Source organism: Dactylosporangium sp. CA-092794, from assembly GCF_050948465.1.
Taxonomy (GTDB): Bacteria; Actinomycetota; Actinomycetes; order Mycobacteriales; family Micromonosporaceae; genus Dactylosporangium.
On record NZ_CP192044.1, the window covers coordinates 4,644,970 to 4,660,037 of the forward strand.

At 73.7% G+C, this 15,068-nt stretch carries 12 protein-coding genes; 4 read left to right on the forward strand and 8 right to left on the reverse strand.

What is annotated here, in order from left to right; genetic code table 11:
* Window positions 1–42: 42 nt before the first annotated feature.
* Window positions 43–237, forward strand: coding sequence for a hypothetical protein (locus tag ACQPXD_RS20065; RefSeq protein ID WP_432840629.1), 195 nt, complete (start codon window positions 43–45; stop codon window positions 235–237).
* Between the two features lie 4 nt (window positions 238–241).
* On the forward strand, window positions 242–1,513 hold the full coding sequence (locus ACQPXD_RS20070) for a cytosine deaminase (RefSeq protein WP_432840631.1): 1,272 nt from the start codon (window positions 242–244) through the stop codon (window positions 1,511–1,513).
* Here ACQPXD_RS20070 and ACQPXD_RS20075 read toward each other — a convergent pair.
* Window positions 1,458–2,864: a purine-cytosine permease family protein gene (locus tag ACQPXD_RS20075; protein ID WP_432840633.1), complete on the reverse strand. Its 1,407-nt coding sequence runs from the start codon at window positions 2,862–2,864 to the stop codon at window positions 1,458–1,460. The two genes, ACQPXD_RS20070 and ACQPXD_RS20075, sit on opposite strands and share 56 nt — an antisense overlap.
* Before the next feature lie 131 nt (window positions 2,865–2,995).
* Between ACQPXD_RS20075 and ACQPXD_RS20080 the strand changes: the two genes are divergently transcribed.
* Entirely contained in the window at window positions 2,996–5,128 is a 2,133-nt protein-coding gene (locus ACQPXD_RS20080; protein ID WP_432840635.1) for an alkaline phosphatase family protein, read from the forward strand.
* Between the two features lie 1,019 nt (window positions 5,129–6,147).
* On the opposite strand, the gene ACQPXD_RS20085 is transcribed toward ACQPXD_RS20080, so the two are convergent.
* From ACQPXD_RS20085 to ACQPXD_RS20100, 4 genes are all read right to left on the reverse strand, one after another.
* Window positions 6,148–6,744 (reverse strand): DedA family protein, encoded by a 597-nt coding sequence (locus tag ACQPXD_RS20085; protein WP_432840637.1) that lies wholly within the window; start codon window positions 6,742–6,744, stop codon window positions 6,148–6,150.
* Window positions 6,741–7,487: an MBL fold metallo-hydrolase gene (locus ACQPXD_RS20090; RefSeq protein WP_432840639.1), complete on the reverse strand. Its 747-nt coding sequence runs from the start codon at window positions 7,485–7,487 to the stop codon at window positions 6,741–6,743. The genes ACQPXD_RS20085 and ACQPXD_RS20090 overlap by 4 nt, the downstream gene beginning before the upstream one ends.
* A gap of 198 nt (window positions 7,488–7,685) precedes the next feature.
* On the reverse strand, window positions 7,686–9,005 hold the full coding sequence (locus ACQPXD_RS20095) for a condensation domain-containing protein (protein ID WP_432840641.1): 1,320 nt from the start codon (window positions 9,003–9,005) through the stop codon (window positions 7,686–7,688).
* Window positions 9,006–9,053: 48 nt separating this feature from the next.
* Window positions 9,054–11,381, reverse strand: coding sequence for a putative bifunctional diguanylate cyclase/phosphodiesterase (locus ACQPXD_RS20100; RefSeq protein ID WP_432840643.1), 2,328 nt, complete (start codon window positions 11,379–11,381; stop codon window positions 9,054–9,056).
* A 98-nt stretch (window positions 11,382–11,479) separates the two neighbouring features.
* Between ACQPXD_RS20100 and ACQPXD_RS20105 the strand changes: the two genes are divergently transcribed.
* On the forward strand, window positions 11,480–12,094 hold the full coding sequence (locus tag ACQPXD_RS20105) for a TetR/AcrR family transcriptional regulator (protein WP_432840645.1): 615 nt from the start codon (window positions 11,480–11,482) through the stop codon (window positions 12,092–12,094).
* Window positions 12,095–12,112: 18 nt separating this feature from the next.
* Here the strand turns inward: ACQPXD_RS20105 and ACQPXD_RS20110 are convergent, their stop codons facing one another.
* The 3 genes from ACQPXD_RS20110 to ACQPXD_RS20120 all read right to left on the reverse strand — a co-directional run bounded on the left by ACQPXD_RS20110 (window position 12,113) and on the right by ACQPXD_RS20120 (window position 15,014).
* Complete coding sequence (locus ACQPXD_RS20110; protein ID WP_432840647.1) at window positions 12,113–13,618, reverse strand: MDR family MFS transporter; 1,506 nt, start codon at window positions 13,616–13,618, stop codon at window positions 12,113–12,115.
* A 143-nt stretch (window positions 13,619–13,761) separates the two neighbouring features.
* Window positions 13,762–13,953, reverse strand: coding sequence for a hypothetical protein (locus ACQPXD_RS20115; RefSeq protein WP_432840649.1), 192 nt, complete (start codon window positions 13,951–13,953; stop codon window positions 13,762–13,764).
* Window positions 13,954–14,054: 101 nt separating this feature from the next.
* Window positions 14,055–15,014 (reverse strand): Lrp/AsnC family transcriptional regulator, encoded by a 960-nt coding sequence (locus ACQPXD_RS20120; protein WP_432840651.1) that lies wholly within the window; start codon window positions 15,012–15,014, stop codon window positions 14,055–14,057.
* Window positions 15,015–15,068 lie beyond the last annotated feature (54 nt).

A 15,068-nucleotide genomic window follows, 5' to 3' on the forward strand; every position in this document is an offset into this window, starting at 1 on the left:
GAACCGGCCGCCACGCGAAGATGAACGTGCGATAAACGAGAGGTGCATCCTGATCTGCTTGCGCTGCTCGACGCGCATATGGCGGAGCTCACCGCCCTCCGTCACATTCTCGCCGCCCCGCGCCCGGTGCACCCCGGCGAACGCTTCGCCGCCGCCCTCGAGGCGGCCCGAGCCGCCGAACGCTATGCGCGGATCACCGCCGAGGCGCTTCGCGCGGGCGCCGCGACGATAGTCTGACCGCGTGCTCGACCTGAGGCTGGACAACGCCCGCACGCTCGACGATCCGGCACCGCACCCGATCGGCATCCGCGACGGCCGCATCACCGACGACGTCGCCGCCGCCCGCGAGGTGATCGACCTGGGCGGACGGCTGGTCACGCCGCCGCTGGTCGAGCCGCACATCCACCTCGACGCGGTGCTCACCGTGGGCCAGCCGCGGCCCAACGTGACCGGCTCGCTGTTCGAGGGCATCGCGATCTGGGCCGAGCGGGTCCGCGACCTCACGATCGAGGACGTCAAGGAGCGCGCCGCCGAGGCGCTGCGCTGGCAGCTGGCCAACGGCGTGCTGGCCGTGCGCAGCCACGTCGACGTGTGCGACCCGCAGCTCAAGGCGCTGCGCGCGCTCGCCGAGCTGCGCGAGGAGCTGCGCGGCACGATCGAGCTGCAGCTGGTCGCCTTCCCGCAGCAGGGCATCCTGGGCTTCCCCGGCGGCGAGGACCTCATGCGCGAGGCGGTCGCGCTCGGCGCGGACGTGGTCGGCGCCATCCCGCACTACGAGCTCACCCGCGAGGACGGCGTCGAGTCGGTGCGGTTCGCCTTCGCGCTGGCCGCCGAGCACGGGCTGCGCGTCGACATCCACTGCGACGAGACCGACGACGAGCACTCCCGGTTCGTCGAGGTGATGGCCGCCGAGACCATCCGGCGCGGGCTGACCGGCCGGGTCACCGCCAGCCACACCACGGCGATGCACTCGTACAACGCGGCATACGCCTACCGCCTCATCGGCAACATCGCCCGGGCGGGCCTGCACATGGTGACCAACCCGCTCGACAACGCGGTGCTGCAGGGGCGCTTCGACACCGGCCCGGTGCGCCGCGGCCACACCCGGGTCAAGCAGCTGCAGGAGGCCGGCGTCAACGTGAGCATCGGCCACGACTCGATCATGGACCCGTGGTATCCGCTCGGCTACGGCGACCCGCTGCAGGCCGCCTTCGTGCTGGCGCACCTGGGGCACATGAGCGGCGACGCCGAGCTGCGCCGCCTCATCGACATGATCACGGTCAACCCGGCGGCCGCGCTCGGGCTGGACGACTACGGCCTGCGCCCCGGCGGCCCGGCCGACCTCGTCGTGTTCGACGCGCCGACGCCCGCCGACGCGCTGCGTCTGATTTCGCCGCGGTACCTCGTGCTGCGCGCCGGCGCGGTCGTCGCCCGCACCGAGCCGGCGCGCACCACGATCAGCTGGGCAGGGTCAGCTCGGACGGTCGACTATCTGCGCCCTTCAACACCGTGAACCCGAGCCAGTAGAGGGCCGCGGCGAGCACGAACCCGACCTCGAACGTGCTGTCGCCGAAGCCCGGCACGGCCGTGGGCACCGGCCCGGTGTACTCCACCTGATTGGAGAACAGCCAGATCGACACCGCCATGGCGATGGCCATCGCGGCCACGCCGGCCCACGGGTTGTGCTTGCGGTCGAAGAGGAAGCCGTCGACCGGGGTGCCCCGGCGCAGGTACCAGTCGGTCAGGTACACCCCCAGCCACGGCCCGATCCAGTAGGAGATGACCAGCAGGAAGTTCTCGTAGTCGTGGGCCGCGTTCTTCAGCCCGGACCAGGCCAGGACGAAGCCGACGACCCCGAAGACGAGGGCCACCACCGCCCGGCGCAGCCCCAGCGGCAGCCGGATCCCCAGCGCCAGGAACGACATCGCGCCGGAGTAGATGTTGATGACGTTGGCCGAGATCGCCCCGATCGTGATCGCCAGCAGCGTCAGGTCGGCGACCAGCGTCGGCAGGTGCCCGGTGAAGTCGGCGGTCGGGTTGTCGCTGGCCGTGCCGGCGATCGTCACCGAGGCGGCGCCGGCCGACTCCAGCAGCACGCACGAGACGAAGACGCCCAGGGCCGCCCACAGCCCGACGGCGCGCCGGTTGGACTCGGCGGGCAGGTAGCGGGTGTAGTCGGTGGCGTACGGGTTCCAGCCGGCCGCGTAGCCGAACGCGGCGCCGACGGTGAGCAGGAAGCCGCCGATCCCGCCCGCGTTGCCGGCCGCCGCGCCGGGGGAGGACTTGGCGAACGTCCAGCCGATCGCGAGCAGGAACGCCACCGCGAGGACCGGGAAGGCGTACCGCTCGAACGCGTGCACCAGGTTGTGCCCGAAGAACGCGATCGCGATCTGCGCCGCCACCACGATGACCAGCGCCGCCGTCTTCGGCATCCCGGTGAGCGTGGCCAGGGCGAACGCGCCGCTGACGCTGTTGACCGCGAACCACCCGACGCCAGCCACGATCGCGTTGAGCCCGGCCGGCAGGGCGTTGCCGAGGAACCCGAACGAGATCCGGCTGAGCACCATTTGCGGTACCCCCGCGGCAGGACCGCGCGCGGAGAGCACTCCGTGCGTCAGGGAGCCCAGCGCGGTCCCGACCACGATGGCGAGCACCGCCTGCCAGAACGTCTGCCTGAACACCAGGACCGAGAGCACTCCGACGAAGACGGTGGCGAACTCCAGGTTCGGCGACATCCATGTCCAGAACAGGTCCAGCGGCCGGCCGTGGCGCTCGTTGAGCGGGATGAACTCGGCGCCGCCGGGCTCGACGGCGGCGACGCGCGCACCGTACTCACCCTCGCGGACCTCGGCGGTGACGGTCATATGGCACCCTCCGATCGTATTGAGATCCATCTTCGGCCGGATTGTTACCGCACGATTACGAACGGGTGTGCGATCGGGGTCACCCGGCCCGGTTATCGGGCCGCCGGCCCCGCCGGACGTAACCTAACCCCGTGGGGGTCGTCAGGCAGCGGGTGCGCTTCGCGATCCGGCTGCTGCGGGACTGGCGGCTCACCGTGGCGTGGGGCAAGTCGCTGCTGCGCTCGTTCGCGACCAGCTTCGCCGTGCTCGCCGTCACCTTCTGGCTGCTGCCCGGCGTGCGGGCCAGCGGCGGCCCCTGGTCGCTGGTCGAGCTCACCATCCTGCTCGCCGTCGTCGGCACCGCGATGCGCCTGGTCCTGCTCGGCGTCGCGGTCATCGTCGGCGGCGTCGGCGTGCTGGCCGTCGGCGTGGTCATCCAGGCGGTCGTCATGTTCACCGCGCTGCGGCTGGCCGAGGGCGTCAGCGTCGACACCTTCGCCGACGCCTGGGTCGCCAGCTGGCTCGCCGCCGCGCTCACCGCGCTGGTCAACTGGCTCGCCGACGCCGGCAGCGAGGACGTCTTCCTCGGCCAGGCGCTGCGGCAGATGGCCCGCCGGCACCGCGGCCTGCCGGCCACCGACCCCGGGGTGCTCATCGTGCAGCTCGACGGCCTCTCCGCGCCGCTGCTGTCCTGGGCGGTCAAGGCCGGCAACCTGCCCAACCTCGGCAAGTGGCTGCGCACCGGCACGCACGCGCTACAGCCCTGGCACACCGGCCTGCCGGCCACGACTCCGGCCAGCCAGGCGGGCATCCTGCACGGCGACTTCTCGCAGATTCCCGCGTTTCGATGGTACGAGAAGGAAAACGCCCGCCTCATCGTCACCAACCGCCCCCGTGACGCCGCCGACGTCGAGTCGCGCATCTCCACCGGCCGCGGCCTGCTCGCCGACGGCGGGGTCAGCATCAGCAACGTCTTCTCCGGCGATGCGCCGACCAGCCTGCTCACCTTCAGCAACGCGGCCCTGCCCGGCCGCTCCGCCCGCGGTTACCTCGCCTTCGTGGCCAGCCCCTACGGCTTCGCCCGCGCGCTCGTGCTCTCCGTCGGCGAGATGCTCAAGGAGATCCAGCAGGCCCGCCGGCAGCGGTTCCGCAACGTCTACCCCAGGGTGCCCCGCACCGCCGCCTACGTCGCCCTGCGCGCGGTGACCAACGTGCTCCTGCGCGACCTCAACGTCTCCCTCATCGCCGAGCAGATGAGCAACGGCGCCCCGGTCGTCTTCTGCGACTTCGTCGACTACGACGAGGTCGCCCACCACGCCGGCCCGCTGCGCCCCGAGGCGATGCAGACCCTCGAGGGCCTCGACCGGGTGCTGGGCACGCTGCACCGCCTGGCCCGGGTCGCCGGCCGCGACTACCAGATCGTGGTCCTCTCCGACCACGGCCAGAGCCAGGGCGCGACGTTCTCGCAGCGGTACGGCGTAACGTTGGAACGCCTGATCGCCGACCTCGCCGGCAACGGCAGCGCGGCCGCCACCGGCGGCCCGAACGACGAGGAGTGGGGCCGCGCCAACACGCTGCTCGCCGGCGTGTCCAACCAGACCCGCTCGTGCGGCCCGGTCACCCACCGCCCCCGCGGCGATGTGGTCACCGTCGCCTCCGGCAACCTCGCCATGCTGTACCTCACCGAGGTCCCCGGCCGCGCCGACCTGGCCACCATCGAGGAGTTACGCCCCGGCCTGGTCGACGGCCTGGCCAAGCACCCCGGCATCGGCCTGGTCGTGGCCGCCACCCCCGACGGCCCGGTCGCCATCGGCCCGTCCGGCCGCCACCGCTTACGCGACGCCCGCGTCGAGGGCGACGACCCCCTGCTGCCCTACGGCCCGCACGCCGCCGCCGACCTGCTGGCCCACCAGGCCATGTCCCACGTCGGCGACCTGGTCGTGCTCAGCCGCGTCGACCCGGGCACGGAGGAGGTCGCCGCCTTCGAGGAACTGGTCGGCTCGCACGGCGGCATCGGCGGCTGGCAGACGGAGGCCGTGCTCGTGTACCCGGCCGACTGGCCGCTGCTCGCCGCCGACCCGCGCGGCCCGGTCGCCATCCACCGCCAGCTCGTGGCCTGGCTCGACGACCTCGGCCTGCGCACCCCGCCCTCGCCCCTCACCCCACCCACCCCTTCCCCCGCCGCCTCTTCCCCCGCGCCCGCCTCTTCCCCCGCCGCCGCACTGCCCGACCAGCCCCCGGCTCCCGCCGCGTCCCCCGCCGCCGCTCCGCGCCCTCCGCGTTGATCGCCCGCCGCCGCACGTAACGCCGCCCCCGTCCCCGCCCGCCTCGGCCGCCCGCCCTGCCCCGCCTCGGCCGCCCCGCTCTGCCCCGACCCGGCCGCCCTGCCCGACCACCCCCGGCTCCCGCCGCGGCTCCGCGCCCTCCGCGTTGATCGCCCGCCGCCGTGCATAACGCCGTCCTGCCCCGCCACGCCCCGCCGCCACGCCCCGCCGTCCTGCCCCGCCCCGGCCCGCCGCCACGCCCCGCCGTCCTGCCCCGCCACGCCCCGCCGTCCTGCCCCGCCCCGGCCCGCCGCCCCCGGCCCGCCCTGCCCGCCATGACCCCCGCCTGCCGCGGCTCGCTCCTGCCTGCTGCGCTCCGCCTCTGTCTACTGCGGCTTGGCCCTGCCTGTTGCAGTCCGCCGTCACCTGCTCCGTCCGCCCCCGCCTGCTGCGGTCCGCTCCCGTCGGCGTGGCGCGCAGCGATAAGTCTCCGGGATCATGAACGCGAACGCTGTGACACCAGGCTTTTTCATGATCGCGGAGACTTATGGTACACATAGGTACATTTCCTCTCCACGATCATGAGAAACGGCGCTACGCGGCGACTCGCGCGCATGATCGCGGAGACTTATTGCTGCTGCGCGTCCTGGTGCTTGCCCGCTGCGGGCGGTGATGATCGAAAAGTCGGGCGCTCCGCGCCGCGACTTTTCGGACTTATGCCCCGTCAGGCGATAAATCCGTTAAGTCGTGGCACGGAGTGCCCGACTTAACGGATCAACGACCGCGTGGGGATCGCGAGGGATCACGCCGAACCGGAGGGGCTCACTGGTCCGGACTCGATCGCCGGTGACGCCGGGGGTTTCCGCGCCGCGGTCGGGCGCACGAGGCGCGGCGAGCTCCGAGCGGAGCGTTGCGAATGAGCGGAGCGTTGCGAATGAGCGGCGAGCCGTCGTGGGCGTGGCCCCGCCGCCGGGGGACGAGTCGCTGCCCGCGGTCATGCCGCTGCTGGTGGAGCCCGCGCGTGGTGGCGGGGGAGAAGGCTAGGAGAGTTCCTGGGGGGCCTCGGTGTGGGACTGGCGGCGGCGTTCGAGCCAGCCGGCGAGCTGGCCGGCGGCCAGCACGATGATGATGGCGGCGACCACGCCCTGCCAGGGCTGGGGGAAGACGTTGCGGCTGAGCAGTCCGATCGCCGAGTACGTGGCGGCCCACAGCGCGCACGCGGCGATGTTCGACACGATGAAGGTACGCCACGCCAAACCCACGATCGCGGCCGTGAGCAGCACCGGAATGCGGCCGCCAGGGACCAGGCGGGAGACCAGCAGGGCGCTCACCGGGCGGCGGTGCAGCCGTTCGCGGACCTGCTCGGCCAGGCGCCACGGCTGGCGCAGCAGGCGCAGGCGGCGGGTCAGGGCCTCGCCGCCGGCGCGGCAGATGGCGAAGGTGACGGCGTCGCCGAGGTAGGCGCCGAGGCCGCCGGCCGCGACCACGATGGGCAGGGTCACCGGGTTGTAGTGCGCGGCGAGGACGGCGGTGGCGCTCACCGCGGCGCCGGTCGGCAGGACCGGCAGGATCGAGCCGACCGCGACGACGCCGAAGGTGATCGCCAGGGCGGTGACCAGGGCGGAGAACGTGATCACGAAACGGTCAGGCTCTCGCCGGGGGCCAGCACGCGCACCCGCGTGCCGGGGGCGGCGGTGGCGGTGTGCGCGGCGAACTCCTCGCCGGGGCGGGCGAAGCGGTCCGGGCGCACCCGGTGGCAGCCGATCGGCCAGAGCGTGCCCCAGTGGATGGGTACCGCGTGGGCCGGGGTGACCATCCGCATCGCCTCGGCGGCGCCGGCCGGGTCGAGGTGGCCGGGGCCGAGGGTCCAGCCCCAGCCCCACACCGGCACCAGCGCCACGTCGACCGGGCCGAGCTCCTTCATCTCGTCGAACAGACCCGTGTCGCCGCCGAACCAGGCCGACCGATCGCCGCCGACCACATAGCCGAGCGCCACCGCGCGGATTCTCGACGCGGGGGTACGGCCGCCGTCGTGCGCGGCCGGCACCGCCCGGACCGTGACGCCGCGGACGTCGGTCTCCTCGCCGGCGCGCAGTTCGGTGAAGTCGCGCTCGCCGAGCCGCCCGCGTAGGAACGACGCCGCGCCCCTCGGCACGATGAGCCGGGTCGAGCGCGGCAGCATCCGCAGCGACGGCAGGTCGCAGTGGTCGGAGTGCAGGTGCGACACGACCACCGCGTCCGGCGGGTGGGCCAGGACCGGCCGCGGCCCGCGCCGCCGGTGCAGGTGCGCCAGCCGGTTGCGCAGGACCGGGTCGGTCAGGATCGTGACGTCCCGCTCGCGGATCGCCACGGTCGCATGACCCCACCAGGTGACTTCCATGAACCCATCTTGCCCCGGCGCGCCGGGGACCGGACCAGAAGGTCGCCGCGTGCCCGCCTGCGAAGACCCGGCGGGCCGGGGACCGGACCAGAAGGTCGCCGCGTGCCCGCCTGCGAAGACCCGGCGGGCCGGGGACCGGACCAGAAGACCAACTGGGCGGGGGACCGGACCAGAAGACCCAGCGGGCCGGGGACCGGGTCAGAAGGTCGAGGCCTGCGGGTCCAGCGCCCCCTCGACGGCGAACCGCTCCATCTCCGACAGCAGCTCCCAAGTGTCCGAGATCGGCAGGTACGCGGTGTCGACCTCGGTGGTGATCTGCGCCGTCCCCGGCACGTCGTCGATGTTGAGCATGAGCTTCTCGTTGAAGTACACCATCGGGACCTCGCTGACCCGCTCGGTGGCCGGCCGCGCCGCCCGGATCGCGGCCTCGTCCGGGACCGTCTCCGGGGCGCGCAGCGCGAGGCGCCGCTCGTTGTGGAGCACGGCCAGGTCGATCGGCTCGCCGTGGTCCTTGCCGATCCGGTCGATCAGGGCCAGGCGGGCGGCGTTGTCGTAGTAGGCGTACTTCGACGCGCTCATCGACGCCTGCCCGGCGCGCCGCACCGCCTCGGCCGCGGTGACGCCCTTGACGTCGACGACGACGAGCCCGTTCTGGGCCAGGGGCGAGACCACCTCGGCGAGGCCGGGGCGGAACCGGTTGCTGACGATGACCTGCGAGACGAACGGGGAGCCGCCGGTCACCCGGCCGAAGGCGACGGCGTAGGCGGCCAGCACCACCGGCGCGGCGTCGACCCCGAGGTGCGCGGCGAGCCGCTCGGCGGCCAGGTGCAGGGCGGGGGAGCGGAAGACGAGCTGGCGGAAGCGGGCCCCCTCCGGGTCGCGGTACCCGGCGAAGCGCTGCGGGTCGATCGCGCGCAGCTGCGCCTCCCAGTACCGCATGGCGTTGTCGGTGTGCCGGGCGGCGCGGCCCTGGGCGGCGGCGAGTTCGAGCGGGCCCATGGCGGGCGGGAGGTCGGTGCCGCGCCGGGCCAGGTCGCGGACCATGATGCCCAGCCCGCCGCCGTCGGTGGCGACGTGGCAGACCATGACCACCACGTGCGTGACCGGCCCGTCGGCGCCCGCGCGCACGACCGCCATGCGGATCGGCCACTCGCGGGTGTAGTCGAAGTTGCGGGCCCGCCAGCCGGCGTACACCTCGGCGGCGAGGGCCCCGGCGGAGCCGGCGTCGGGCGCGGTGTGCACCTCGAGGGCCGCCTCGCCCCGGTCGAAGACCTCCTGGGTGGTGGTGCCGTCGGGGGCGATGCGCAGCAGGGCGCGCATCGCCGGGTACCGACTCAGGAAGAATCGCAGCTCCTCGACGAAATCGCCGACCGCGCGGCCGTCCTGGACCGGCACGACGCCGCCCATGCTCATCGACGAACCGACCTCGACCATGGCCCGCCAGACCTGCTGCTGTCCCCAGGTGAGCTCCCCGATTCCTGCCCCTTGGCCCGTGAAGGGCACACTGATGCGTTCCATGGCGTGATGCTGCCCAGAGGGATCGACTTAGGCAAGACAACGAATGGGTCATGCCGTGTGCTGGACGGCCAGTCCTGCCGGCTCGGCCGCCGCCGCGGCGCGGGCGGCGACCGCGGGCGGGGTCAGCGGGGGCGAGTAGAGGTACCCCTGGCCGAACCGGTAGCCGAGGCTCCGCAGCATCTCGGCCTGCGCCTCGGTCTCGATGCCCTCGGCGACCGCGTCGAGGCCGAGGGCCTGCGCCATGCGGATCACCGCGGTCGCCACCGCCTCCTGCCGGCCGGCGGTGGTGATCTCGTCGACGAACGAGCGGTCCAGCTTCAGCGCGGTCACCGGGCAGGTCAGCAGCAGCCCGAGCGACGACGCGGCGGTGCCGAAGTCGTCCAGGGCGATGCGGATGCCGTGGTCGCGCAGCGCCTGCAGGGCGGCGATCGCGGCCGCGTCGACCACGGCCGTCTCGGTGACCTCGATGACCAGCCGGGCCGGCGCCAGGCGGGCGTTCTCCAGCGCGGCGAGGACGTCGGCGACGAAGTCGGGCTCGGCGAGCTGCCGGCCGGACACGTTGACCCCGACGTAGGCGGGCGCGGCCGGGCCGAGCTCGCGCAGCCAGCGGGCCTGCTGCGCGCACGCCTCGAGCAGCACCCAGCGGCCCAGCGGCACGATGAGCCCGGTCTGCTCGGCCGCGGGCACGAACTCGGTCGGCGGCAGCGTTCCCAGCTGCGGGTGGCGCCAGCGCACCAGCGCCTCGGTGCCGAGGGTGTAACCGTCCTCCAGCCGGACGATCGGCTGGTACCGCAGGCAGAGCTCCCCGGCGTCGATCGCCTCGCGCAGCCGCGCGCCGAGCTCGGCGTGGGCGACGATCCGGGTGGTCATCCCCGGCACGTAGACGAAGTGGCCGCCCTTGCCGCGCTCCTTCGCCGCGTACATGGCCAGGTCGGCATTGCGCAGCAGGGTGTCGACCTCGTCGCCGGGCGCGGAGGCGGCCACCCCGACGCTGGCCCGCACCAGCAGCTCGTGCCCGGCCGCCGACACCGCCGCGGTGAGCACGTCGCGGACGCGCTGCGCGACGCACACCGCCCGCTCGCCCTCGACGCCGAGCAGCAGGGCCGCGAACTCGTCCCCGCCGAGCCGGGCGACCGCGTCCTCCTGCCGCACCGCGCCGCGCAGCCGGGCCGCGACCGTGGTGAGCACCTCGTCGCCGACCGCGTGGCCCAGGGTGTCGTTGATGAGCTTGAAGTCGTCGAGGTCGATGAGCAGTACCGTGACCGGCCCGGCACCGCGCAGCGCCGCGCCCAGCAGCTCGGTGAAGCAGGCCCGGTTGACCAGCCCGGTCAGCGCGTCGTGGGTGGCCTGGTGGCGCAGCCGCCGCTCGTGGGCCCGCACCGAGGCCAGCAGCCGGGCGTTGTCGCGCAGCGCGACCAGCTGCCGCAGCCCGACGACCGCGCTGACCGCGATCGCGCCCGTGGCCACGGCCGGGATGTCCCGGTGGTCGTTGTAGGCGACGACGGCCAGCAGCCCCAGGGTCGCCCCGACCGCGAAGTAGGGGAGTTTGCTGTACGGCCGGACGCGCAGCTGCTGCCGCGGCGCGCCCGCCGGCCCCCACTGTGCCAGCGCGGCGAAGGCCACCAGCAGCGCGTCGAGCTGGGTCAGGGCCTCCTGGAAGCCGACCAGGCGGGGCTGCGCCGCGACGATGGGCGACAGGGCCGAGCTCATCCCGCCGGCCAGCAGCGTCAGGGCGAGCAGGCCCATCGAGCGGCCGCTGACCGGGCCGCTGCCGAGCATGACGACCTTGAGCACCGCGACCAGCGTGATCAGGCAGGTGAGCCCGACCAGCGACAGCCCGAGCACCACCCGCACGTCGTGGTTGCGCTCCACCATCGGCCGCAGCGCCAGGTGCCACAGGAACAGCGCCGTGGTGAACAGGACGGTCAGCGAGTCGAGCCCCAGCCGTATCCACTCGCCGCGGGAGCGGGCCCGCACCGGCAGGCGCAGCAGGGCGTACAGCGCCCACACGATGCCCAGCACCAGCAGCGGCGCGCCGACCTCGGCCAGCCGCAGCGCCCGCGCCGAAGCAGGGTCGAGCCCGGCCGGGGTCGCGATCGCCGCCCCGACCGCGACCAGCGCGGTGCCGCAGCTCAGCCGGCGCCAGAACCGCCGCCCGGCGGGCGCGAGCCCCGGCACGTCGCCGGCCAGCCAGATGACGATCGCGGAGAGTGTCAGCGCCGACGGTACGAGCACGCACGGGACCGCCGTGGGCACCGGCCGGCCGGCGGCGTACAGCACCGCCCAGCCGAGCCCGGCCACGAGGCACCCGGCGACGGCCACGACGATGCGCCGGGCCGTCGGCTCCCGCCCGGTCCCGCGCCCGGCCACCAGCACCACAGCCGCCGTATCGGCAGCCGCGCCCGGTTCCTGCGCATTCCGGCGCCCCGGTCTCGTCTAGCCTGTCGGATGGTCAGCGTTCGGGAAGGGGCACGGTGGCGGCAGGGGGCGACGGGGTCGACAGCCGGCGGACGGACACCCGGGAGCGGGTGCTCGCGGTGGCGCTGGAACTGTTCGCGCGGCGGGGCTACCGGGTCACGTCGCTGCGGGAGCTCGCCGAGCACTTGGGCGTGACGAAGGCGGCGGTGTACTTCCACTTCCGTACCAAGGAGGAGATCCTCACCGCCATCCTGACCGGATACCTGGACGGCATCGCGGCCATGATCGCCGACGCCGCCGCGGAGGGGCCGCTCACGCCCGAGGGCCAGGAGCGGCTGCTGCGCCGGTTCGCGGCGCACCAGCGGGGGTGGGGGCCGGACCTGATGCTGCTGGTCCGGCTGAACCAGACCGAGATCCGTGGCCTGCCGATCGGCGCGGAGGCCCAGCAGGTCATGCACTCGCTGGTGGAGACGCTGGCGCCGGAGGGCGCCGGGCCGCGGGAGCGGCTGCGGGTCCGCACCGCGCTGGCCGCCTTCCCCCTCGCCGCGGCCGCCGCGCTGCCGGACGGGGACGGCGACCCGGACCTGGGCGCGGACCCCGAGGCGCTGCAGGAGTTCGCGCTCGCCCTCTGCCTGGAGATCCTGCGCGGCGGAGGGCGGGCGGCCGGCTGAGCCGGCCGCCCGGGCCGGTCAGAACGCTTCGATCCCGGCCGCGGCGTTCGCGGCCATCGCGGGCTCGCCGGGCTCCGGCTGGCCGCCGCGCAGCGGCACGTGCCGGATGAACAGGGCCACGACGAAGCCGGCCGCGGCGACCGCGCTGCCCCATAGGAACAAGGCGGTGATGCCGTCGGTGACGGCCTGCTGGAAGACGTGCCGGGCGGCCTCCGGCAGTGTCCGCAGGGCCTGCGGGGTGATCGAGTTGGACCCGCCGGACCCGCCACCCGCCCCGGTGGCGGGCAGCGCCGCGGTGACGTGGTGGGTGTAGATGGCGCCCAGCACGGACACGCCCAGCGAGCTGCCCATGTTGCGCAGGAAGGTCGACGCGCCGGTGCCCGCGCCCATGTCGCGCGGCTCGAGGCTGTTCTGCGCGATCAGGGTGCTGGTCTGCATGAGCCCGCCCATGCCGGCGCCGAGGACCACCATGTAGAGCGCGGTGACCGTCTGTGACGTGCCGGTGTCGACCGTCGCGAACAGCAGCATCCCGGCGGCCACCACGGCCGAGCCGGCGATCGGGAAGATCCGGTAGCGGCCGGTCCGGCCGATCACGCCGCCGGCGCCGATGCTCACCACCATCACCGCGATCATCATCGGCATCAGCAGCAGGCCGCTGTTGGTCGCCGACGCGCCCTGCACGAACTGCTGGAACTGCGGCAGGTAGACGACCGCGCCGAACATCGCGAAGCCGGAGATGAAGGCGAGCGCGCCAGCGAGGCTGAAGTTGACGTTGGCGAACACCCGCAGCGGCATGATCGGCTCGGGCCGGCGCCGCTCCACCACGATGAACGCGACCAGCCCCGCGAGGGTGAGCGCGGCCAGGCCGAGGATCTGCGGCGAGGCCCAGTCGTACTCGGTGCCGCCCCAGGTCGTGATCAGCACGAGCGCGGTGATCCACACGGCGAGCAGGCCGGTGCCGAGCCAGTCGATGCGCGCGTGGCCGGTGCCACGGGGCAGCTTGGCCAGGGTGATCCAGCTGATCACGAGGGCGACCGCGCCGAGCGGCAGGTTGACGTAGAACGCCCACCGCCACGACAGGTGATCGGTGATGAACCCGCCGATGAGCGGGCCGCCGATCATCGCGACCGGCATGACCGCCATCATGATGCCCTGGTACTTGGAGCGGTCCCGGGGCGGGATCATCTCGCCGATGATCGCCAGCACGCCGACGATCAGGCCGCCCGCGCCCAGGCCCTGCAGCGCCCGGAAGCCGATCAGCTCGGCCATGTTCTGCGACATCCCGCACAGCACGGAGCCGACCAGGAACAGCGCGACGGACGCCACGAAGATCGGGCGCCGCCCGTAGAGGTCGCCGAGTTTGCCCCAGATCGGCGTCGCGATCGTGGTGGCCAGGATGTAGCCGGTGGTGACCCAGGCCAGGTGATCCAGGCCGCCGAGGTCGCCGACGATGGTCGGCAGCGCGGGCGCCACGACCATGTTGTCGAGCATGGCCAGCAGCATGGCGATCACCAGGCCACTCATCGTGACCAGGATCTCGCGGTGACTGAACCCGAGCCCTGGCGTCGGGCGCGCGGGCGTAGCCGGGGCAGTGGGAGTCTCCATCGCCAGCCTCTCTGGGGAAACCGCAGCAACGCCTCCAACATACTAGCTAACCTGCCGACCGGCTAGTTAAGTGCGGCGAGATCGGGCGGAACCCACCCGGAGCGCGCCTCCGGCGAGGCGAGCGTCGCCGGGCGGTAGAAGCGCAGGAGCAGCTTCTTGTCCAGCACGTCCGGGTTGCGGGCGCAGAACGCGTCGAACGAGCCGTCCGCGGGGGACATCCGCCGGGCGATGACTTCGACCCAGGCGCGGCTCATGGTGACGTGGTACTTCTGGGGTGCCCCCGCATAGCGGGTCGTCCGCCGGATGCCGTCGCTGACCAGCGCGACCGCCTCGGCCGCGCCGACGGCAACCGTTTTTACCGGGTGACGGAGCCGACCTGCTTGACCTGGCGCAGGGACGGCGTCGACTCCAGCCGGGCCACGCCCGGCAGCGGCCCGATCCGGCTCGTCATGTAGTCGTACAGCGCCGCCATGTCGCGGCAGATCATGGTGATGACGACGTTCGTCTCGCCGGTCGTGGCCGCCGCGAACACCACCTCGGGATGCCCGGCCAGGGCCGCGCCGACGGTCTCCAGGTGGGCGGGGACGACGTTGAGCCACAGCAGGAAGCGGGCGCGGTGGCCGAACAGGTCCGGGTGCAGCTCCACGTCGAAGAAGATCGCCCCGATCGCGCGCAGGTGCTCCAGCCGCCGGCGCACCGTCGACTCCGACCAGCCGGTCGCCGCGGCCAGCTGCGGGTAGCCCAGCCGCCCGTCGCGGTTCAGCGCGGCCAGCAGCGGCCGGTCGGCGTCGCTGAGCACCGGCACCGTGTCGGGCGGCGGCGGGGCCGGGCGCAGCCGAGCGATCTGCTCGGGGGTGAGCGCGGAGTCGCGGGCCTCGCCGCCGACCGCGCCGCCGGCGAACTGGTGCACCAGGCAGTACGCCCGCACCGACACCAGGCGCGGGGTGCGCGGCAGCTTCTGCAGCAGCAGGGCCTCCCGGTCGGCGGTGTCCGGGCTCTGCACGACGCAGATGACCTCGGTGCCGCCCGAGGCCAGGGTGACCCAGGTGGTGTCCGGCCGGCGGGCCAGGGCCTCGGCGACGGCGGAGGCGCTCTCCGGCGTGGTCTGCAGCCGGATGAGCCACATGTCGTAGCCGAGCCGGACCCCGTCGGGCAGGCCGGCGACGCGCACGCCGCCCTCGGTGCGCAGCCGGCGGTACCGCCGCGCGACCGTCTGGTCGGAGACGCCGAGGACCTCGGCGAGCGTGCTGAACGGCACCCGCCCGTCGAGGCGCAGCGCGTCGACGATGGCATGGTCCAGTGCGTCGATATCCACCAGCCAACGGTAGCCGAAGTCGGAATCCGCCGCCTTGGCCGCGCTGAGTACCCA

Bases quoted from the DNA above. Each gene is read 5' to 3' on its own strand.
- ACQPXD_RS20075 (WP_432840633.1), bottom strand. From the start codon at position 2,864: ATGACCGTCACCGCCGAGGTCCGCGAGGGTGAGTACGGTGCGCGCGTC.
- ACQPXD_RS20090 (WP_432840639.1), bottom strand. From the start codon at position 7,487: ATGGAAGTCACCTGGTGGGGTCATGCGACCGTGGCGATCCGCGAGCGG.
- ACQPXD_RS20095 (WP_432840641.1), bottom strand. From the start codon at position 9,005: ATGGAACGCATCAGTGTGCCCTTCACGGGCCAAGGGGCAGGAATCGGG.
- ACQPXD_RS20110 (WP_432840647.1), bottom strand. From the start codon at position 13,618: ATGAGTGGCCTGGTGATCGCCATGCTGCTGGCCATGCTCGACAACATG.
- ACQPXD_RS20115 (WP_432840649.1), bottom strand. From the start codon at position 13,953: ATGAGCCGCGCCTGGGTCGAAGTCATCGCCCGGCGGATGTCCCCCGCG.